A 20,837-nucleotide genomic window follows, 5' to 3' on the forward strand; every position below is an offset into this window, starting at 1 on the left:
GAACCTCACAGTCGCCCTCGGCACCCAGTGCGCGAAAGGTTCCGCACGCGCAACCGGGGGCGCAGTCCGGCGGAAACACGGCCTCCCTAGCGTTCGGGACGTACCCCACCCCCCAGCTTCCCGGAGGTCCTCATGGCGACACCGCTCGCGACCGCCGACGCCCCAGACACCACCACGGCGTCCACCACGCTCGACACCGGCGCCCTCGCGGGTGCACCGATCACCACACGACCCGGCCGGTGGATCGACGGCTGGAACCCCGAGGACGCAGGCCAGTGGGCAGGCGTCGGCAGGTCGATCGCCCGCCGGAACCTGATCCTGTCGATCTTCGCCGAGTTCCTCGGGTTCGCGGTCTGGGCCGTCTGGAGCATCGTGGTCCCGCAGCTCGCGGGCGTCGGCTTCGTGCTCAGCGTCGACCAGACGTTCTGGCTCATCGCGGTGCCGAGCCTCGTCGGCGCCACGCTGCGCATCCCCTACACGTTCGCGGTCCCGCTGTTCGGCGGCCGCAACTGGACGATCATCTCGGCGCTGCTCCTGCTCATCCCGACGATCGGGCTCGGCGTCGTCGTGCAGAACCCCGACTGGGGCTTCGGCGCCCTGCTCGCGGTGGCCTGCCTGGCCGGCGTGGGCGGCGGCAACTTCGCGTCGTCGATGGCCAACATCTCGTTCTTCTACCCGGAGAAGGAGAAGGGTCGCGCGCTCGGCTTCAACGCCGCCGGCGGCAACCTCGGCACCGCCGCGGTGCAGTGGGCCGTCCCGCTGGTGATCGTGATCGGCGCCGGCATCAGCCTGGAGCGCGCCGGCTTCATGTTCGTGCCGCTGGTCGTCCTGGCGGCGGTCCTGGCGTGGAAGTACATGAACAACCTGTCCAACGCCAAGTCGGACCCGCGCTCCTACGGCGTGGCCACGCGGTCGCGGCACACCTGGATCATCTCGTTCATCTACATCGGCACGTTCGGCTCGTTCATCGGGTTCGCGGGTGCCTTCCCGACCCTCCTCAAGGGTCAGTTCCCCGAGATCAGCTGGAACATCGCGTTCGCCGGTGCGCTCGTCGGCTCGCTGGCCCGTCCGCTCGGCGGGATCCTGGCGGACAGGCTCGGCGGCGCACGCGTCACCATCGCGGCCTTCACGATCATGGGCGCCGGCGTGGTCTGCGCGATCTTCGCGCTGCGGGCCCACTCGTTCGGCGCCTTCCTGGCCTCGTTCCTCGTCCTGTTCACCGCGACCGGCGCGGGCAACGGCTCGGTCTACCGGATGATCCCCGCGGTGTTCCGCTTCGGGGTCACCGACGAGGCGGACCGACTCCGTCGGATCAAGGCCGCGGCCGGCTGCATCGGCATCGCCGGTGCGATCGGGGCCTTCGGCGGGTTCCTCGTGCCGCGTGGCTTCGCGGCGTCCACCTCGCTGACGGGCAACATCCAGGCCGCCCTCTGGGCGATCGTCGGGTTCTACGTGGTGATGGGCGTGACCACCTGGTTCGTCTACCAGCGTCGCTCCGGCAAGTTCGGCGCGACGGTCATCTGACTCCCGACGCGTGCAGGAGCCGGCCGAGCCGGCCGCGGGAACGCCCGCGGCCGGCTTCGCCGCGCCAGGCCCCGTGCACGTCCACGCGGTCTGGCCTGCGCCTGGGTTACCGTTCGCGACGTGGACGTCTTCCGTTGCCCCCGCTGCGCAACCATCGCCTTCATCGAGTCGACGCAGTGCGCGGGGTGCGGGCTGGAGATGGGACTGCACCCGCCGACGCTGACGATGCGCGCGGCACCCGAGCAGGGCACGGACGTCGGGGGCCAGTGGTGGTTCCCGTGCGGCAACCGTGACTGGGGCTGCAACTGGCTCGTCGCGGGAGACTCCGGTTCCGGGCGCTGCCTCGCGTGCCGGCTCACGCGCACCAGGCCCAGCAGCGACGACACCCTGGCCCTGGAGAAGCTCGCGAGCGCGTCCGCGGACAAGCGCCGGCTGCTCGTCCAGCTCGCCGACCTCGGCCTGCCCGTCACGCCCTGGTACGCGAAGGAGGGCGGCCTGGGCTTCGACCTGCTCTCCTCGCGGTCCAGCGGCACCCGAGTGGGCATCGGGCACGCGAACGGGATCATCACCATCGACCTGGCGGAGTCGCTCGACGCGCACCGCGAGGCGCTGCGGATCAGCCTCGGCGAGCCGTACCGCACGATGCTCGGCCACTTCCGGCACGAGGTCGGGCACTACTACGAGCTGATCCTGGTCGAGCGCACCGACTGGATCGACGAGTGCCGCACGATCTTCGGCGACGAGCGCGCCTCCTACTCGGACGCGATCTCCCGCCACTACAGGACCGGCGCCCCACGGGACTGGGCCGAGAGCTTCATCTCCCAGTACGCGACCATGCACCCGTGGGAGGACTTCGCGGAGTGCTTCGCGCACTACCTGCACCTCACCAGCACGCTGATCACCGCCGGCGCGGGAAACCTGAGTGTGCAGATGGAGGGGGTCCCGACGATCCCCGACGGCGAGATCACCCCGCGCACCAGCTACGCCGACGCGACGATGGACGAGATCCTCGGCGACTGGCTCCCGCTCGCGACCTTCTTCAACCGGGTCAACCGTGCGATGGGCAAGCACGACCTGTACCCGTTCGACATCCCCGAGCCGGTGGCCCGCAAGCTCGACTTCGTGCACCGCGTGGTGACGGCCTCGCGCGTGCCGGTACCGCTCAGCTGACCTTCACGCGGACCGTGTCGTAGCCGGTGGCGCCGTCGGGGATCTCGCCCTGGACGGCACCGGTCTGCGGGCCCTGCGGGTCGAACGCCCGCACGAACAGCTCGTGGTCGCCGGGCTCCGCGTCCCAGGACCAGGTCCACTGCCGCCACGAGTCGATGCCGCCGTCGTCGGCGAGCGTGGCGTCGTTCCAGGCGCCGTCGTCGACGCGGACCTGGACGCCCTTGACGCCGCGGTGCTGCGCCCACGACGTGCCGGCCACGACGACCGTGCCCGCGGGGACGGTCGTGCTCGCCTTGGGCACGTCGATGCGGGACTGGGTCTTGACCGGGCCCTCGGGCGACCAGCCGCGCTTGGTCCAGTACGCCTCGGCGTCCGCGAACCGCGTCACCTCCAGGTCGGTGACCCACTTCGTCGCGGAGACGTAGCCGTACAGGCCGGGAACCACCATGCGCACCGGGAAGCCGTGCTCGAACGGCAGCGGCTCGCCGTCCATCGCGATCGCCAGCAGCGCATCGCGCCCGTCCATGAGGACCTCGAGCGGGGTGCCCGCCGTGAAGCCGTCGACGCTCGTGGACAGGACCATGTCGGCGTCGCCCGTCGGGTTCGCCCGCTCCAGCAGCCCCTTGATCGGCAGCCCCAGCCACTTCTGGTTGCTGATGAGGTCGCCGCCCACCGGGTTCGACACGCACGCCAGCGTCACGTACGCCTCGACCAGGTCGGAGCCGAGCAGCTCGTCCCAGGTCAGCGTGATCTCCTTGTCGACCATCCCGTGGATCCGCAGGCTCCACGTCGACGGGTCGACGTGCGGGACGGTCAGCGCGGTGTCGATCCGGTAGAAGTCCTCGGCGGGCGTCAGCCACGGGTCCACGCCCTCGACGCCCACGTCCACGCCCGCCGGGACCGGGGCCACGGGCGTGCCGGCCTTCGGGATCTTGAGGGCGTCCCGGGCGGTCTGGGCGCCGCGTGCGTTGCTGCCGATCGTCCGGCCGACGAGGAGGGCGACCACGCCGAGTGCACCCGCCGCGAGCGTCGCCTGCAGGAAGCCGCGGCGGCCGATCGCCGCCTGACGCGCGCTCGCGTCGGGCGCGGGGATCTTCCGGATGAGGAACCGCAGGGTCCAGAGCCCGGCCACGGTGCCGACGACCGCGGGCAGCCCGGCCAGTGCACCGGCGTCCGGCCGTGCCATCGCGGCGAGGGCGGCGGCGGCGCCGAGCAGCACGACGAGGATCGCGCCCCACGCCCACCGGCGGGCCGCCAGCACGCCGGCGAGTGCCGCCAGGGCCAGCAGGACCACCAGCTCGCCGAGTCCGAGCACCACCTTGTCCGAGGTGCCGAACGTCGAGGTCGCGAACTCCTTGAGCCACGCCGGCGTCGCGTCGACGAACGCCGAGCCGACCGCCACGAGCGGGTCCGACGACGGCCCCGTCACCAGCGCGACCACCGCACCGACGCCGATCGTCACGATCCCGGCGACGAGCCCCGCAACCGCGGCCAGACCGGTCTGTCGACGTCCTGCCATCCCGAATGCCTCCTCGTCGCCGCGCCTAGGGCCGACTCTGCCTCCTGCGGCGCGGCTTGTCGTCACCCTGCGCAGTTCCGTCAGGCAACCGCAAGGAACTCACCGGTCGGGTGCCTGCACGAGGAAGGTCCGCAGCTTGTCGACGACCGGCTCGGTGAGGTCCACCAGCCGAGCAGCGGTGACGTACCAGTCGTAGTCGCCGACGACGAGGACGCGCTGGTCGAGCAGGAAGAACCACGCCTCTTCGATGTCCGCCATGTTGTCCTGCGCGGTGCGGGAGCTCATCGCAACGGCGGCGGTGCCGACGCCGCTCCAGACCACGACGACGGTCTCGTCGTCGGTCGAGTGCGCGCGCAGGACCTCGACCAGCTCCGCCGCGAGCTCGGAGCCGGTCGCGAACGGTCCCGAGCGGCTCAGGAACCGGTAGGCGTCCCAGTCGATCTCGTTCGAGGTCCATGACGTCGTCGGGACGCCCTGCAACGCGTACCGCAGGAACTCGAGCTCCTGCTCGTCCGTGAGGACGACCAGGTGGTCCTTCGACCGGCCCGGGCCGTCGAGCACGAACGCCGGCAGACCCGCCCAGCGGCTGGACTCGTGGCGCGTCATGCGCGCCATGTCAGGGAGCGTCCGGCCCGAGCGCAGCGGAGCCGAGCACAGCGGAGCCGAGCGACGTCGGGACGTGGGCGCCGTGACCCAGCTCGATCAGCGCGGTCCGGACTCGCTCGGCGGAGGCGTCCAGCGACGCGGCGGGTAGGTCCGGGCGCGCGTTGCGGAACGTCAGGCTCGCCTCGTCCCAGGCCGGGAGCACGTGCAGGTGCAGGTGGGGGACCTCGAACCCGGCGACGAGCAGCGCGGCGCGGGGTGCGTCCCAGGCGCGCTGCTGCGCCTGGCCGATGGTGCGCGCGACGAGCATCAGGTGGGTCAGGACGTCGTCGGGCGCGTCGGTGAGCTGGAGGATCTCGGCGCGGGGGACCACGAGCACGTGCCCGTCGGTGATCGGCGCGATGGTGCCGAACGCGACGGCGACCTCGTCGGCCCACACGAACCGGCCGGGGATGTCGCCGTCGATGATCTTGGTGAACAGGGTGGCCATGGGCCCACGCTAGACGCGTTCGCGCGCGAGCTTCTGGAGGGCGAGGACGGTGTTCCAGTTGCGGGCGGTGCCGACCCGCCCCGACGCCTTGGCCAGCACGTCCGGCGTCAGCTTCGAGCGGCCCTGCCCGTCGGGGTAGTAGGCGTACGTCTCGCGCTTCGCCCACACCAGAGTCTCGCGGCCGTAGCGCGACGGGTCGAAGTCCTTGGCGGACGCGGCGACCGGACCGTCCCAGAACACGGCGACGACGTGGGCGGGGTCCTCCGCGACCTCTGTGGTGAACGGGACGGCGTCGACCACCGCGTCCCACTCCTCGAGGGTCCGTGCGATCACCGGGACGTCGAACCCGAACTCGTCGGCGAACGCCGCGGACAACCCGGCGGCGACGTCCGACCCCGACGCCGGGACGAGCACGAGGTTCCCGCTGTTCACGTAGGTGGTCACGGACGTGTGCCCGAGGTCCGACGCGACGGACCTCAGCTGGGCCGAGGTGACCTTGCGGCCGCCGACGTTCACGGCGCGGAGCAGGGCTATCACAGGACTCATGCGTCCCACTCTCACACCTCGCACCCACCCCGTGTGCGCGAAAGGTTCCTCCGGGGTAACGGTGCCGCACCCGTCGCGCAACACCGGCTTCCTACCGTCGGAGGTGCCCCAGCCCCCGATCGACGGAGCACCCCATGACCCAGCACCTCGTCGTCGTCGGCGGCGGCATGGTCGCCCAGCGCCTCGTCGAAGCCCTCCGCGACCGGGACGCCGCCGGGACGTGGCGGATCACGGTCCTGGCCGAGGAGCCGCGCCGGCCGTACGACCGTGTCGCGCTCACCAGCTACTTCTCCGGCCGCGACGCCGACGACCTGGCCCTCGGCGACCCCGCCCTGTGGGACGACCCGCTGGTCACGCTGGTCCGCGACGACGCCGTCGTGGTGCTGGACCGGGACGCCCGCACGGTCACCACCGCGCACGGCCGCACCGAGCACTACGACCACCTGGTGATGGCGACCGGCTCGTCGGCCTGGGTCCCTCCGCTCGAGGGTGCGGACCTGCCGGGCGTCTTCGTCTACCGGACCGTCGACGACGTCGCCGAGCTGCGCGGCTACGTCGAGAAGCTGTCGCAGGACCGCGTGGTCAAGGGCGCGGTCCTCGGTGGCGGCCTGCTCGGCCTCGAGGCCGCCGGTGCTCTGCAGGCGCTCGGGGCGAAGACCACCGTGCTCCAGGTGGGCACGCACCTCATGTCCGCGCAGATCGACCTCGGCGGTGGCGAGGCCCTGCGGCGCCTGATCAACCAGCTCGGCGTCGGCGTCCGGCTCAACGCGATGACCACGAGGATCCGCCCGCACCGCCGCGGCGGGGTGGGTCGCCTCGAGCTCGCCGACGGGGGCCGCGTCGACGCGGACGTCGTCGTGATCGCGGCGGGTGTGCGGCCGCGCGACGAGCTCGGGCGCGCCTGCGACCTGGCCATCGGCGCGCGCGGCGGCATCGTCGTCGACGACACCTGCCTGACCAGCGACCCGTCCATCTCGGCCGTCGGCGAGGTCGCGTGCATCCAGGGCGCCTGCATCGGCCTCGTCGCACCCGGGTACGCGATGGCCGAGATCACCGCGGACCGACTGCTCGGTGGCTCGTCCACCTTCCCGGGGGCCGACACGGCCACGAAGCTCAAGCTCTCGGGCGTCGACGTCGCGTCCTTCGGCGACGCGTTCGGCGAGACGCCCGGCGCGCTGGAGATCGTCTGGGCGGATCCCGTGGCGGGCGTCTACAAGAAGCTCGTGATGTCCGACGACGCGCGCAAGCTGCTCGGTGGCGTCCTCGTCGGCGACGCCTCGGCCTATGCGAGCCTGCGCCCGATGCTGGGCCGGGAGCTGCCCGGAGACCCGGCCGCGTTCCTGCTCCCCGAGGGGGGCGGCGGCGCGCCGGAGCTGGAGCTTCCCGACGACGCGGGCGTGTGCTCGTGCAACAACGTCTCTGCAGGGACCATCCGCGGCGCGGTCACCGAGCACGAGTGCACCGACCTCGGCGCGGTCAAGGCGTGCACCCGCGCGGGCACGTCCTGCGGGTCCTGCCTGCCGCTGGTGAAGAAGCTCATGACCACCGAGCTGACCAAGCAGGGCGTGACCGTGAGCTCGGCGCTGTGCGAGCACTTCGCCCTGAGCCGGGCGCAGCTGTACGACGCGGTCCGGGTCTCCGGGGTCTCGTCGTTCACCGCCGTCATCGAGCGCTTCGGCACCGGCCGCGGCTGCGACATCTGCCGCCCGACCGTCGCGTCGATCCTGTCGACGACGTCTCCGGCGCACGTGCTCGAGGGCGAGCGTGCCGCGCTGCAGGACACCAACGATCACGTCATGGCGAACCTGCAGAAGGACGGGTCGTACTCGGTGGTCCCGCGGATCCCGGGCGGCGAGGTGACCCCCGAGGGCCTCATCGCGATCGGGTCGGTGGCGCAGGAGTTCGGGCTCTACACCAAGATCACCGGCGGGCAGCGGATCGACCTGTTCGGCGCCCGGATCGACCAGCTGCCCGTGATCTGGCGTCGCCTGGTGGACGCGGGCTTCGAGTCCGGGCACGCCTACGGCAAGTCGCTGCGCACCGTGAAGTCGTGCGTCGGGTCCACGTGGTGCCGGTTCGGGGTGCAGGACTCGGTGGCGCTCGCGGTGATGCTCGAGCTGCGGTACCGCGGCCTGCGCTCGCCGCACAAGATCAAGCTGGGCGTCTCCGGGTGCGCGCGCGAGTGCGCGGAGGCCCGCGGCAAGGACGTCGGGGTCATCGCGACCGACAAGGGCTGGAACGTCTACGTCGGCGGCAACGGCGGCTTCACGCCCCGGCACGCCCAGCTGCTGGCGGAGGACCTCGACACCGAGACCCTCGTGCGGACGATCGACCGGTTCCTGCTCTACTACGTCCGCACCGCCGACCGGCTGCAGCGCACGGCGCCGTGGATCGACGACGTCGAAGGCGGCCTCGCGGGCGTCCGGGCGGTCGTGATGGACGACTCGCTCGGCATCTGCGCCGACCTCGACGCACAGATGGACCTGCACGTCGACGAGTACGAGGACGAGTGGCGCGCCACCCTCGAGGACCCCGAGAAGCTCAGCCGGTTCGCGTCGTTCGTGAACGCCCCGGAGACTCCCGACCCGTCGCTCGCCTACGTCCCGGAGCGCGGCCAGTCCCGCCCCGCGACGGCCGACGAGCGCGCAGCCGCGCGGCCGACTCCGCACCATGAACCCGTCCTGGTTGCCGGCACCACCCTGGAGGTCCGCTCATGACCGCGCTGGACGTCGCACCCGCCGCCTCGAGCACCGCCGGCTGGACGGTGGTGTGCCGGCTCTCCGACCTCGCCCCGGAGCGCGGTGCCGCGGCGCTCCTGGCGGACGGCGACCAGGTCGCCCTCTTCCGGCTCGTCGACGACCGCGTCTTCGCGGTCCAGCAGCACGACCCGTTCAGCGACGCATACGTGATCTCGCGGGGGATCGTCGGGTCGCGTCGGCTGGGCGACACCGATGTACCGACGGTTGCGTCGCCGATGTACAAGCAGGTCTTCGCCCTGGAGAACGGGTCGTGCCTCGATGTGGCCGGCAAGGCCCCGCTCCGCGACCTGGCCCCTGACCTGCGCACCTGGCCCGTGCGGGTGCGCGACGGGCTCGTCGAGGTGGCGTCGTGACGACGATGCTCGGGCTCGACCTCACCGGTCGGCGCGTGCTGGTCGTCGGGGGCGGCCCGGTCGCCGCACGTCGGGTCCAGGCGCTGCTGGCCGACGCGGCCCGCGTGGTCGTCGTCGCGCCGCAGCTGTGCGAGGCGCTGAAGGACATGCACACGTGGGGGCTGCTCGAGTGGCGTGCGCGCGAGGTGGTCGAGGCGGACCTCGACGGCGTGTGGCTCGTGCACACCGCCACCGGTGACAAGGGCACCGACGCCGCGGTCGTCGGCTGGGCGGACTGTCGGCAGACGTTCTGCGTGGACGCGGGTGCGTCGAGCGGCTCCGCCCGCACCCCGGCCAGCACCCAGCACGGGGACGTCCTGGTCGGCGTCGTCTCGACCGGTGCGCCCGATCCCGTGCGGACGCGGGTCGTGCGCGACGCCCTGGCGACCCACCTGCGCGAGGGCCACGTCGACCTGCGTCGGCACCGCGCGGGTACGGGTCGCGTGGTGCTCGTTGGCGGCGGACCCGGGGACCTCGGGCTGCTGACCATCGCCGGTCGACGCGCGCTCGCCGAGGCCGACGTCGTGGTCACCGACCGCCTGGGACCCGTGAGCGTGCTGGACGAGCTGCACGCGGGCGTCGAGGTCATCGACGTCGGCAAGACCCCCGGCAACCACCCCGTCCCGCAGCACGAGATCGGTCGGATCCTCGTCGAGCAGGCGCAGCGGGGGCGTGTCGTCGTCCGACTCAAGGGCGGCGACCCGTTCGTCTACGGGCGTGGCGGCGAGGAGGTGCTGGCCTGCCGTGAGGCCGGCGTCGACGTGTCGGTGGTACCGGGCGTCAGCAGCGCGTTCGGTGCGCCGGCCGCGGCGGGCATCCCGCTGACGCACCGCGGCACGGTCGGCGCCGTGCACGTGATGAACGGGCACGACGGTTGGTCGTCGGCCGCTCTGCTGGGCCTGCGGGAGAAGTCCTGCACCGTCGTGGTGCTCATGGGCGTCGGCGCGCTGCCCACGCTCGCGCAGCAGGCGCTCGACGGCGGCGTGGACCCGCAGACGCCCGTCGCCCTGGTCGAGGATGGCACCCTGCCCGGTCAGCGCGTCACGCGGGCGGTTTTGGCCGACGTCGTCGACGTCGCGGCCGCCGCAGGCGTGCGGGCGCCGGCCGTCATCGTGCTCGGCGATGTGGCGAACGCGGACCTGCTGAAGCCTCCAGCCGTCACAATGTCCTCGTGACCGAACCTATCGACCAGACCCTCGCCGGCTGCGTCGTGCTCGTCACCGCCGACCGTCGTTCCGCAGAGCTGGCCGCGGCACTCGGCCGCAGGGGCGCCGCGATCCGGCACGCGCCCGCGCTGAGCATGGTTCCGCACACGGACGACGCCGCACTGCTGGAGGGCACGCGCTCGCTGCTGGCGGACCCGCCGGACACCGTCATCGTCACCACCGGCATCGGGTTCCGCGGCTGGATCGAGGCCGCCGACGCGTACGGGCTGGCCGAGCCGCTGGTCGCGATGCTGCGCGACACCCGGATCGTCGCGCGCGGCCCCAAGGCGCGCGGTGCGATCCAGGCCGCCGGCCTCACCGCCGACTGGGTGGCCGAGTCCGAGACGAGCGCCGAGATCGCCGAGGTGCTGCTCGACGAGGGCGTCGCCGGCCGCGACATCGCCGTGCAGCACCACGGCGCCGGGGCCGACGGGCTCGACGAGGCCTTCGCCGCCGCCGGTGCCCGCGTCCGCAGCCTCATCGTCTACCGCTGGGGTCCGCCGCCCGACGCCGCCGTGGTCGAGGCCTCGGTCCGCTCCGTCGCCGCGGGCGAGGTCGACGCGGTCGTGTTCACGTCCGCGCCCGGTGCGGCGGCCTGGCTCGCGGCCGCCGACGACGCGGGCGTCTCCGAGCAGATCGAGCGGCTGGCCCGGCGGGGGAGCGTCGTGATGGCGGCCGTCGGACCGATCACGGCCAAGCCGCTGCAGGAGCGGGGGATCGAGCCGCTCGTGCCCGACCGGGGTCGGCTGGGGTCGCTGGTGCGCGCGGTCGTCGGCCACTACGGCGGGCTGCAGGCCTTGCAGACGATCGCCGGCCCGCTGCAGGTGCACCGCGGCGCGGCCGTGCTGGACGGGCGCGTTCTGGCCTTGACCCCGACCGGGCTCGAGGTGCTCCGCCTGCTGGTCAAGGCCGGTGGATCGGTCGTCCCGCGCGACCACGTGCTCGCCGTCCTGCCCGGTGACTCGACCGACCCGCACGCCGCGGAGGTCGCGATCGCGCGCCTCCGGGACGCGACCGGCAGCCGGGCACTCATCAAGACTGTCGTGAAGAGGGGATACCGTCTCGAGCTGGAGGAGGTTCGATGACCAACGCACTGCATGCTCGCGGTCCGGTGCCCGACTACTCGTCGCCGGCCCACCCCGTCCTCGTCGGCTGCTCGCACGGCACCGACGACGTGCAGGGCCGTGCGGCCGTCCGCTCGATCCTCACCGGTGCCGCCGCCGCGCGCCCCGAGCTGGACGTGCGTGAGGCCTTCGTCGACGTGCAGCAGCCCGAGGTGGCCAACGTCGTCGCCGACGCTCTCGACGGCGACGCCGCCGGCGCGGTCGTCGTCCCGCTGCTCCTGTCGACCGGCTTCCACGTCCGCGTGGACATCGCCGCGGCCGTCGACCAGCCGGGCGCCACCGCGGCCTCGCCGCTCGGCCCGGACCCGCGGCTCGTGGACATCCTCGTCGACCGGCTCCACGCGGTCGAGCTCGCTCCCGACGACCTCGTCGTGCTCGCCGCCGCAGGGTCGACCGACCCGGCCGCCGCGCTCGCCGTCGAGGCCATCGCCGCCGGTCTGGCTGACCGCATCCCGCAGCCCGTGACCATCGGCTACGGCGCCGGTGCCGAGCCGCGGGTGCCGGTCGCGGTCGCCGCCGCCCGGGCGGACCTGCCCGAGGGCGGGCGCGTCGTGGTGGCGTCCTACCTGCTGGCCCCCGGCTACTTCCACGACCGGGTGCTCGAGGCCGGGGCCGACGTCGTCACCGACCCGCTCGCGCCCGACGACCGGCTCGTCGAGATCGTCCTCGACCGCTACGACGAAGCCACCTGACACCTCCTCCACCAACGAGAGCGGGATCCGTCGCACGCGACGGAYCCCGCTCTCGTTCCTGGTGCGTCAGGCGATACGGCGCCCGACCAGCGTGGCGATCCCGATGCCGGCCGCGAAGAACACGATCGCCAGGATCAGCCGGGCGAGCGCGTTCACGCCCTCCCCGTCGGCGCCCGCGATGTCGATCGAGTACGCGGTCGCCCCGGTCGCCCCCTCGGGGGCTCCGTAGGCCATCGACTCGTCGGCCGCCCGCTGCGCCCCGGCGGTGAGCACGGCGTACTTGACGCCGAAGTCGGCCGCCGTCTCCTTGCCGCTCGCGACGACCTGCGACGTGCCCTCGTCCGAGAGCTGCTGCGTGCCGTCCACGAGCTTGGGTGCGCCGGTCGCGGCGTCCCCGAGTCCGTCGGCGAGCTGCGTCGACCCGTCGGCCGCGTCTCGCAGCCCTGCGGCAAGGTCGTCGGCGCCGTCGCTGAGCCGGCCGGCGCCGTTGCCCAGCTCACCCAGGCCAGAGACGAGCGCGGTGCCACCGCTGCTGAGCTGGTTCGTGCCGCCCTGCAGCGCGTGGACCCCGCCGCGCAGGGTGCCGTTCGCCTTCGTGTCGCCGGCACCGCCGATCGCGGCTCTGGCGTCGACATACCCCTGCAGGAGCGCTGACACGCCGCCGCTGACGAGCGCGACACCCTCGAGGAGGCCGGGGTCAGCTCCACAGTTGGAGAAGGTCTTGTTGCTCAAGCCGCACTCGACCCGGTAGAGGCCGGGCGCCACCTGGTCCCGCAGGCCGGCTGCGATGGCGGTCGTCCCGCCGGCGATCGTCGTCGGGTCGGCAGTGTTCGTGAGGACTGGGAGGCCGTCGTTCAGGCCGGCGACGATCAGGTCGTACGTCGGCAGGTACGCGGGGTTCATCCCGGCTCGGATCTGGCCGAGAGCGGTGATGGCGTTCGAGAGCTCGCCGCCCGCCTTCAGGGATCCGGCGACCACCTGGTCGAGGGACCCGGCCGCGGACAGGACCCCGAGTCGCGACTGGTCGACGCCGAACAGGAGGGTCTGAGGGGTCGTAGTCGTGCCGATGGCGGCCCGCATCCTCGCGATGCCGTCGACGAGCGGCTTCGCCGAGTCCGGTACAGCGCCGAACTTCGCGTACATGGCCGCGAGGCCCCCGTCGACCAGCGCCAGGCCCGAGTCGACCTGCTTGAGTCCGTCGATGAGAGCCGGAGCGGATGCCCGGGCCTTGGCCAAGCCCGCGTCGAGCTGGTGGGCGCCGTCGGCCAGCTGTCCGGCACCAGGGACGGCCGAGTCGTTGAGCCCGCTCGACAGCTGGGTGGCGCCGTCGTGCAGCTGCAGCAGGCCGGCCAGGAGCTGGGCCGCGCCGTCGTGCAGCTGGAGCACGCTGTCGTCGATCTGCAGGGCGCCGCCGGTCAGGTCGACGCCCTTCTGGGCGCCGGCCTCGTAGCTCGCCGCGCCGCCCTTGAACGACGGGTAGTCGAGCGGGGAGACGGCCATCGAGGTGAGGTTGGCCGGGGGCACCACGCCGTGCGACACGTGTGCGGTGTAGCCGAACTCGGCGGTGTCCGAGCCGATCGGCGGGAAGAGCGTCATCTGGAACGTGAGCCGGTTGCCACCGTGGCCGTCGCCCGCGACGCCGGCCTCGTCGGAGCGGATGTCGGTGAAGCTCGAGGGCAGGGTGGTGACCAGCTGGCCGATCATCGGCACGACGGTCTCGGCCGACGCGGTCGCGCGGGTGCCGGTGCCGTCGTCGTAGGTGACGTCCTGCGTGCGGCCGGTGACGTTGGTGACCGTGTAGTGCACGCCGAGCGTGCCGCTGCGGCCGACCACGTGACCCGGCTCGACCGGCTCGCCCTCCAGCGTGTAGGTGACCTTGACCGTCAGGGGCAGGTCCTTGTCGTAGTCGCTGACGGAGCGCTGGCGCTTCTCCCCGTCGACGGTGACCTGGCTGACCAGCGTGCCGCCGACCACCTTGTACCCACCGAACCCGTCGAGGTTGCGCAGGCCCCTGGTGGAGACGGGGTTGGAGATCGTCGCGGTGCCGTGGCCGGAGAGCGCGAGCTGCTCGTAGACGCGCGCCTCCAGCAGGGCGCCCTTGGCGTCGAGCTTGGCCTGCACGGTCTCAGTGTTGGTGACGGCCACGTCGCCGCTGTCGGCTGCGGCCAGGGCGGGGGCGCTCGCGGCGCCGAAGGTCAGCGGGAGCAGGACGACGGCGACACCGGCCGTCGCGAGGGAACGGCGCACGTCAGGCCTCCGTCTGAGGGTCGAAGGACAGGGTGTTGGCGGGCACGGAGCGCCGGGTCGGGGGCTCCTCGACGACGAGCGCCTCGGCCTCCCGCTCGAGCTCGCGCTCCTGGACGATCTGCGGGCCGAGCAGCGCGGTGGCCAGGAAGCCGGCTCCGGCCGCGAGCAGGATCGACGTCGCGGTCGTGGCCGACGAGGCGACGAAGGTCGTCGGGTCCGCGGCGTAGGTGGCCTCGTACGCGCCGGCCATGGCCGCGGCGCCGAGCAGGGTCGACCACAGGGGCAGGCGGCCGCGGGTACCGGCGGCGACCGCGAGGCAGGCGAGCAGGACGAGCAGGACCGCGACGGCGCGGCCGGAGGTGGCGTCGGGCAGCACGGCGGCGCGCAGCGCATAGCCGAGCCAGGCCGCGACGAAGCCGACCGCGAACCCGCCGACCCGGTGGGCGGGGGACCGGTCCGGGACCAGTCCGAGGGTGCCGCCCAGGGCCGCACCGAGCAGCGCGACGCTCTGCAGCTCGGGAGACGCGAACAGGACGACTGCTGTCGTGACCAGGGCGAGGACGAGCCCCGCCAAGAGGTACCGCTTCATGACCACCCCGTCGTGGTTGTGCCGTGGAGACGGGACGTGCCCGCTCATGAACGAGGTCCGCCGAAGTGCTCGGTGCGCTGCCGTGATCGCCGTTGACCGCGCGGCTCACCGGGCACTTCGGGCGGAACCCGGGCACTGTCTAGCACCCGGGACAACACCTGAGCCATGCGGTACTAGGTACTTGGTCACCGGTACTACATACATTGTTACCGGTCCGTAACCTGGGGCTCCGCTGTGAGCCCGAGAACCACCCGTCAGAGGTAGCGCAGCGGGTCGAACTCGTCGAGCGGGATGATCCGCAGCCGGGGCAGCTGGACGTTGAACGCCGCCACGTCGCCCTCGAGGTCGAACGTCGACAGACCCTTCGCGGTGAGCGCCGCGAGCTGGGTGCTGGTGAACTCCCGGAACGCCAGCAGGCCCACGCGCCGGTCGTCGTCGTCGACGAGCACCTCGAGCTCCGGCGCGAAGTCGCCGTCGTGGCTGGCCAGCAGCACGTCCCCGCTGCGGCCGGCGATGGCGTCCAGCGTGCGCTTGATGCCGATGTCGACGACCTTCTCGTACGACTCGCCCGACAGGGGGATCGGCTGGAAGCCGATGGCCAGCAGTGCCTGGACGAACGACATGGGCAGCGAGCCGTTGGAGGCGTTGAGGAAGAACAGCGCCTTGACCGGCTGGTCCCACGTCTGCTGCGCGAAGGTCAGCACGCGCTCCCAGCGGGGGCGCTGCTCCGGCGTCGGCCGGCCCCCGAGGATCGACGAGCCGAGGGTGGCGTCGATGTTCTCGCCGTCCACCAGCAGGTAGGTGGTGCGCGGGGCCGCCTCGGTGGTCATCGACTGAGCGTATCCGCAGGTGGATCGCGGAGCCCGGGCGGAACACCGGTGACCTGCGCCGGGTTGAGAATGCATACGTACGCATGGACACGAAGGAGCGAGCGGTGAGCGAGAGCACGGACCTGCCCGGGACGCGGGAGGCAGCCGAGGCGTGGGAGTCGTTGTTCCGCGCCCAGGTGGCCCTCATGCGCAGGTTCCAGCGCGACGACGTGTGGGGTCCGCTCACCATCCGCGAGTACGACGTGCTGTTCACGTTGTCCGGCTGCCCCGGCGGCGCGGCGCGGCTGCGCGAGCTGGGCGAGGGCAGCCTGCTGACGCAGCCCAGCCTGTCCCGGCTGGTCGAGCGGCTCGAGAACGACGGACTGGTCACGCGAGGCCCGGTGGAGGGTGACGCCCGGGGCGTGCTGGTGACCCTCACGCCGGAGGGCCGGCGCATGCAGCGCGAGATCGGGCGGCGGCACGTGCGCAGCATCCGGCACCTCGTCGGGGGAGCCCTCGACTCGGGGGAGCTGGCGACCCTGCGCGCCCTCACGGACAAGCTCCGCGCTGCTCAGCCAGGCATCCCCGACCCGACGCCGTAGCCCCGTGACACGCCGATGTGCACCGCTTGCAACGCTCTGCAAGCGGTTTGCGCGTCAGCGCGTACGATGACGCGCATGTCACGGCGACTCGCAGAGGTAGCGCGCAAGGTCGGTGTCTCCGAAGCGACCGTGAGCAGAGTGCTCAACGGGAAGCCCGGAGTGTCCGAGTCCACCCGCGAGGCGGTCCTGACCGCGCTCGACGTCCTGGGCTACGAGCGGCCCACCAAGCTCCGCGGCGAACGGGCCCGGCTGGTCGGTCTGGTGCTCCCCGAGCTCCAGAACCCGATCTTCCCGGCGTTCGCCGAGGTGGTCGGGGGAGCGCTCGCGCAGCAGGGCTTCACGCCGGTGCTGTGCACCCAGACGGCCGGCGGGGTGTCCGAGGCGGACTACGTCGAGCTGCTCCTGGGCCAGCAGGTCTCGGGCATCGTCTTCGCGGGCGGCCACTACGCCCAGCGTGACGCGACGCACGACCACTACGAGCGCCTGACAGGCCGCAACCTGCCGGTCGTGCTCATCAACGCCTCGATCGAGGAGCTCCCGTTCCCGCGGGTGTCGTGCGACGACGAGGTCGCCATCGAGCAGGCGATCGGGCACCTGGCGTCCCTCGGCCACACGACGATCGGGCTCGTCCTCGGGCCCGTCGACCACGTGCCGTCCGAGCGCAAGCTCCGCGCGGCGCAGGTGATCATGCGGCGCCTGGGCCTGGAGCTGGGCGAGAACCACGTGGTCCGGAGCGCGTACTCGCTCGAGAGCGGGCAGGCGGCGGGCAACCGGTTGCTGCGCGAGGGCGTGACCGGGATCGTGTGCGCGAGCGACCCGCTGGCCCTCGGTGTCATCCGGGCCGCGCGCCGGGCAGGCCTGAACGTGCCCGACGACATCTCGGTCGTCGGCTACGACGACTCGGCGTTCATGAGCTGCACCGAACCGCCGCTCACGACGGTCCGCCAGCCGATCGAGCCGATGGGCCGGGCCGCGATCGACCTCCTCGTCAGCCAGATCCACGGCGCCGCGGTCCCGCACGACGAGCTGCTGTTTGAGCCCGAGCTCGTCGTGCGCGGCTCCACAGGTCCGGCGCGCGCACGCCAGGTCGCGGCCGTCTAGACGCACAAGCGTGTCGTCGCCGTGACCTTCGGGTGCGAGCCTCCTCCGCGAGCGTCCGACGACACCGGCGGCCCACAGCTGAGGCGTGAGGACCGCGCGGAGCTCCTCGTCGCCTCGTGCGGCGGGGGGCTCTCGTGTCGGCGTGGGCGTCTCTCCCGGCGAGAGGAGCGCGGGGGTCGATCGAGTATCGGCCGTCGTTTGGTCACACTTCGATAACTTGGCTGTCAGGTTCTTGCGTACTTTCAGTCGAGTCCTTTAGTGTCCATCTCGCGACGATGACGTGGCGATGGCACATGAGAGACGAGACCGCAGTGACGCAGCCTCAACCGGAGACCGACCCTCAGTGGTGGCGCGGCGCGGTGATCTACCAGGTCTACCCCCGCAGCTTCGCGGACGGGAACGGCGACGGCACCGGCGACCTGGAGGGCCTGCGATCGCGCCTGCCGTACCTGCGGGACCTCGGCGTCGACGCGATCTGGGTCACTCCCTGGTACGTCTCCCCGCTGGCAGACGGCGGCTACGACGTGGCCGACTACCGGGCCATCGACCCGGCGTTCGGCACGCTTGCCGAGGCAGAGCGGCTCATCGACGACGCGCTCGCCGTCGGGATCCGCACGATCATCGACGTCGTCCCCAACCACGTCTCCGACCAGCACGCGTGGTTCCAGGCGGCCCTCGCCGCCGGACCGGGCTCCCCGGAGCGGGCGCGGTTCTGGTTCCACCCCGGCAAGGGCGAGAACGGCGACGAGATCCCCACCCACTGGGTCTCCGACTTCCAGGGCAGCACGTGGACCCGCACGACGAACCCCGACGGCACCCCCGGCGAGTGGTACCTGCACCTCTTTGCACCGGCACAGCCGGACGTCAACTGGTCGCACCCGGACGTCGTCGCGGAGTTCGAGGACGTCCTGCGCTTCTGGTTCGACCGTGGCGTGGCCGGCATCCGGATCGACTCGGCAGCGCTCCTCATCAAGGACCCGGAGCTCCCCGAGGTGCCCGAGCACCCGGGCCCGGGGGGTCACCCGCACGTCGACCGCGACGAGCTGCACGACGTCTACCGCAGCTGGCGCGCCGTCGCCGACTCCTACCCGGGCACCCGGGTGCTCGTCGGCGAGGTCTGGCTGCGGGACACCGAGCGGTTCGCGCAGTACCTGCGCCCCGACGAGATGCACACCGCCTTCAACTTCGACTTCATGGCCCGCCCGTGGGACGCGAAGAAGTTCCGCGAGTCCATCGAGCTGACCCTGGCCGCGCACGGCCCCGTCGGTGCGCCCGCCACGTGGGTGCTGTCCAACCACGACGTCACGCGACCGGTCACCCGATACGGGCGCGAGGACAGCTCGTTCGCCTTCAGCGCCAAGCGGTTCGGCACGGAGACGGACCTGACGGTGGGCCGGCGCCGTGCCCGCGCCGCCGCGATGCTCACCGCGGCGCTGCCCGGATCGCTGTACATCTACCAGGGCGACGAGCTGGGCCTGCCCGAGGTGGAGGACCTGCCGCTGGAGCTCCTGCAGGACCCCATGCACTTCCGATCCGAGGGTGTCGACCCCGGCCGGGACGGCTGCCGCGTGCCGCTGCCCTGGTCCGGGACGTCCGCCCCGTTCGGGTTCAGTCCTGACGGCGCCACGGGGGAGCCTTGGCTTCCCCAGCCCGCCGCCTGGAGCGAGCTCACGGTCGAGGCGCAGGAGTCGGACCCGACGTCCACCCTGCACCTGTACCGCGACCTGCTCGCGATCCGCCGGTCCGAGCCCAGCCTGGGCGACGGGCCACTGAGATGGCTCGACCAGCTGGACACCTCCGACGACGTGCTCGCGTTCGCCCGTGGCGACCTCGTGTGCGTGGTCAACCTGGGCGACGCGCCCGCACCACTGCCCGCCCATTCCGACCTCCTGCTCACGAGCGCGCCGCTCGAGGCAGGGCTGCTCCCGCGCGACACCGCCGCGTGGTTGCGCACCGCTCGACCCTGAGCACCGCCCCCGCAGAAACCCCGCACGAACCAGACACGAACCAGAACGACTCCGAACCGGTATCCCGCCGGGCACGGAACCTCTCCCGAAGGAGTGACGATGAGGTCCTCACGCACCACCGCGCTCGCCATGGCCGGTGTGCTGTCCATCGGCCTGCTGGCCGCGTGCAGCTCGAACGACGACTCGGGCGACGACTCGTCCGCATCCAGCGACAGCAAGGTGACCATCACGGTCGCCGGCCTGCAGCCAGGAGCCGAGCAGACCGCGGTCGACGCGCTCAACGAGCGCGTGACGCAGTTCGAGGAGAAGTACCCGGACATCAAGATCGAGACGCAGGAGTACAACTGGCTCGCGTCGACGTTCGCCGCCGACCTCGCCGGTGGCACGCTGCCGACGGTCTTCGAGGTCCCCGCCACGGACACCAAGACGCTGATCCAGAACGGGCAGATCGCCGACATCGACGCGCAGGTGCAGCAGCTGCCCTACGCGGGCGACTTCAACGAGCAGGTCCTCGCGGCCGGCCTGAGCGACGACGGCAAGATCTACGCCGTCCCGGCCAAGTCGATCTACGCGGTCGCCCTGCACTACAACCGCAAGCTGTTCTCGGACGCCGGTCTGGACCCGGACAAGCCGCCGACGACGTGGGACGAGGTCCGCGAGTACTCCAAGACCATCCACGACAAGACCGGCGTGCCGGGCTACGCGATGATGGCGCTGGACAACGCGGGCGGCTGGCAGCTGACCGCTGCGGCCTACTCGCGCGGTGGTCGCACGCAGGTGCTCGAGGACGACAAGTACAAGGCCACGCTGACGGACCCCGCGGTCAAGGAGTCGCTGCAGTTCCTGGGCGACCTCAAGACCGACGGCTCGCTGTTCGAGAACACGCAGCTCGGCTGGGGCGACATCAACAGCGGCTTCGCGGCCGGCCAGTTCGCCATGTACACGTCGGGCTCGGACATCTACACCGCCCTGGTGCAGAACAACGGCGTCACGGCCGACAACCTGGACTACGGGCTGACGGCACTTCCCACGGCCGGTGAGGGTTCGGGCACGCTCGGCGGCGGTACCTACGCAGCCGTCGACCCGAACGCGACCGACGCGGAGAAGGACGCCGCCGTCAAGTGGATCGACTTCTGGTACCTGTCCAAGCTGGTCGACCAGGACCAGGCCGTCGCGGACGCCAAGATCCTCGCCGAGCAGTCCCCGCCGCAGGCCGTCGGCACGCCGACCCTGCCGATCTTCAGCAAGGACCAGTACAACACCTCGCTGGAGTGGATCAAGGACTACATCAACGTCCCGCTCGACCACATGACGGGCTACACCGACGTCATGTTCACGCAGCCGGTCATCCCCGAGGCCGCTCGTGCCACGCAGGACACCTACGGGCTGCTGTTCCCGATCGTCCAGGCGGTCATGACCGACCCGAGCGTCGACCTGGACAAGCTCCTCGCTGACGCGAACGAGCAGTCGCAGACCCTGATCGACCAGGCGGGCTGAC

Annotated in this window: 18 protein-coding genes; 11 read left to right on the forward strand and 7 right to left on the reverse strand. The window is 72.1% G+C overall.

Annotation, left to right across the window (positions count from 1 at the left end; all coding sequences use genetic code 11):
• Positions 1–132 precede the first annotated feature (132 nt).
• Both AC1DUE_RS04615 and AC1DUE_RS04620 read left to right on the forward strand, forming a co-directional pair.
• A complete protein-coding gene (locus tag AC1DUE_RS04615) occupies positions 133–1,524 on the forward strand; it encodes an MFS transporter (RefSeq protein ID WP_477038220.1) in 1,392 nt (463 codons plus the stop codon).
• Between the two features lie 120 nt (positions 1,525–1,644).
• The gene (locus AC1DUE_RS04620) at positions 1,645–2,694 is read left to right on the forward strand and encodes a zinc-binding metallopeptidase family protein (RefSeq protein ID WP_477038221.1); all 1,050 of its coding nucleotides are present in this window, start codon (positions 1,645–1,647) and stop codon (positions 2,692–2,694) included.
• On the opposite strand, the gene AC1DUE_RS04625 is transcribed toward AC1DUE_RS04620, so the two are convergent.
• From AC1DUE_RS04625 to AC1DUE_RS04640, 4 genes are all read right to left on the reverse strand, one after another.
• Positions 2,687–4,213 carry a molybdopterin-dependent oxidoreductase gene (locus AC1DUE_RS04625; RefSeq protein ID WP_477038222.1) on the reverse strand — a complete coding sequence of 509 codons (1,527 nt, stop codon included), beginning with the start codon at positions 4,211–4,213 and terminating at the stop codon, positions 2,687–2,689. The two genes, AC1DUE_RS04620 and AC1DUE_RS04625, sit on opposite strands and share 8 nt — an antisense overlap.
• Before the next feature lie 99 nt (positions 4,214–4,312).
• A complete protein-coding gene (locus AC1DUE_RS04630; RefSeq protein WP_477038223.1) occupies positions 4,313–4,828 on the reverse strand; it encodes a hypothetical protein in 516 nt (171 codons plus the stop codon).
• A gap of 1 nt (position 4,829) precedes the next feature.
• Positions 4,830–5,306: an HIT family protein gene (locus AC1DUE_RS04635; protein WP_477038224.1), complete on the reverse strand. Its 477-nt coding sequence runs from the start codon at positions 5,304–5,306 to the stop codon at positions 4,830–4,832.
• Positions 5,307–5,315: 9 nt separating this feature from the next.
• Positions 5,316–5,852, reverse strand: coding sequence for a DUF1697 domain-containing protein (locus AC1DUE_RS04640; RefSeq protein WP_477038225.1), 537 nt, complete (start codon positions 5,850–5,852; stop codon positions 5,316–5,318).
• A 134-nt stretch (positions 5,853–5,986) separates the two neighbouring features.
• Between AC1DUE_RS04640 and nirB the strand changes: the two genes are divergently transcribed.
• From nirB to AC1DUE_RS04665, 5 genes are read left to right on the forward strand one after another with little or no spacing between them, the layout of a single operon-like run.
• Positions 5,987–8,569: a nitrite reductase large subunit NirB gene (nirB, locus tag AC1DUE_RS04645; protein WP_477038226.1), complete on the forward strand. Its 2,583-nt coding sequence runs from the start codon at positions 5,987–5,989 to the stop codon at positions 8,567–8,569.
• Complete coding sequence (gene nirD / locus AC1DUE_RS04650; protein ID WP_477038227.1) at positions 8,566–8,964, forward strand: nitrite reductase small subunit NirD; 399 nt, start codon at positions 8,566–8,568, stop codon at positions 8,962–8,964. The genes nirB and nirD overlap by 4 nt, the downstream gene beginning before the upstream one ends.
• Positions 8,961–10,178, forward strand: a complete 1,218-nt coding sequence (gene cobA, locus AC1DUE_RS04655; protein ID WP_477038228.1) for a uroporphyrinogen-III C-methyltransferase — start codon at positions 8,961–8,963, stop codon at positions 10,176–10,178. The genes nirD and cobA overlap by 4 nt, the downstream gene beginning before the upstream one ends.
• Positions 10,175–11,293 (forward strand): uroporphyrinogen-III synthase, encoded by a 1,119-nt coding sequence (locus tag AC1DUE_RS04660; RefSeq protein WP_477038229.1) that lies wholly within the window; start codon positions 10,175–10,177, stop codon positions 11,291–11,293. Before cobA ends, AC1DUE_RS04660 begins: the two co-directional genes overlap by 4 nt.
• On the forward strand, positions 11,290–12,024 hold the full coding sequence (locus AC1DUE_RS04665; protein ID WP_477038230.1) for a sirohydrochlorin chelatase: 735 nt from the start codon (positions 11,290–11,292) through the stop codon (positions 12,022–12,024). Before AC1DUE_RS04660 ends, AC1DUE_RS04665 begins: the two co-directional genes overlap by 4 nt.
• A 66-nt stretch (positions 12,025–12,090) precedes the next feature.
• Here the strand turns inward: AC1DUE_RS04665 and AC1DUE_RS04670 are convergent, their stop codons facing one another.
• From AC1DUE_RS04670 to AC1DUE_RS04680, 3 genes are all read right to left on the reverse strand, one after another.
• Complete coding sequence (locus AC1DUE_RS04670) at positions 12,091–14,271, reverse strand: hypothetical protein (RefSeq protein WP_477038231.1); 2,181 nt, start codon at positions 14,269–14,271, stop codon at positions 12,091–12,093.
• Position 14,272: 1 nt separating this feature from the next.
• Positions 14,273–14,908: a hypothetical protein gene (locus AC1DUE_RS04675; RefSeq protein ID WP_477038232.1), complete on the reverse strand. Its 636-nt coding sequence runs from the start codon at positions 14,906–14,908 to the stop codon at positions 14,273–14,275.
• 206 nt (positions 14,909–15,114) lie between these two features.
• Entirely contained in the window at positions 15,115–15,690 is a 576-nt protein-coding gene (locus AC1DUE_RS04680; RefSeq protein WP_477038233.1) for an NYN domain-containing protein, read from the reverse strand.
• A gap of 83 nt (positions 15,691–15,773) precedes the next feature.
• Between AC1DUE_RS04680 and AC1DUE_RS04685 the strand changes: the two genes are divergently transcribed.
• The 4 genes from AC1DUE_RS04685 (at position 15,774) to AC1DUE_RS04700 (ending at position 20,836) form a co-directional block, all read left to right on the forward strand.
• Positions 15,774–16,271: a MarR family winged helix-turn-helix transcriptional regulator gene (locus tag AC1DUE_RS04685; protein ID WP_477038234.1), complete on the forward strand. Its 498-nt coding sequence runs from the start codon at positions 15,774–15,776 to the stop codon at positions 16,269–16,271.
• Positions 16,272–16,346: 75 nt separating this feature from the next.
• Positions 16,347–17,372 (forward strand): LacI family DNA-binding transcriptional regulator, encoded by a 1,026-nt coding sequence (locus AC1DUE_RS04690; RefSeq protein WP_477038235.1) that lies wholly within the window; start codon positions 16,347–16,349, stop codon positions 17,370–17,372.
• Positions 17,373–17,665: 293 nt separating this feature from the next.
• The gene (locus AC1DUE_RS04695; protein WP_477038236.1) at positions 17,666–19,339 is read left to right on the forward strand and encodes a glycoside hydrolase family 13 protein; all 1,674 of its coding nucleotides are present in this window, start codon (positions 17,666–17,668) and stop codon (positions 19,337–19,339) included.
• Positions 19,340–19,438: 99 nt separating this feature from the next.
• Entirely contained in the window at positions 19,439–20,836 is a 1,398-nt protein-coding gene (locus tag AC1DUE_RS04700) for an ABC transporter substrate-binding protein (protein ID WP_477038237.1), read from the forward strand.
• Position 20,837 lies beyond the last annotated feature (1 nt).

The organism is Cellulomonas sp. P4_A2, from assembly GCF_056402515.1.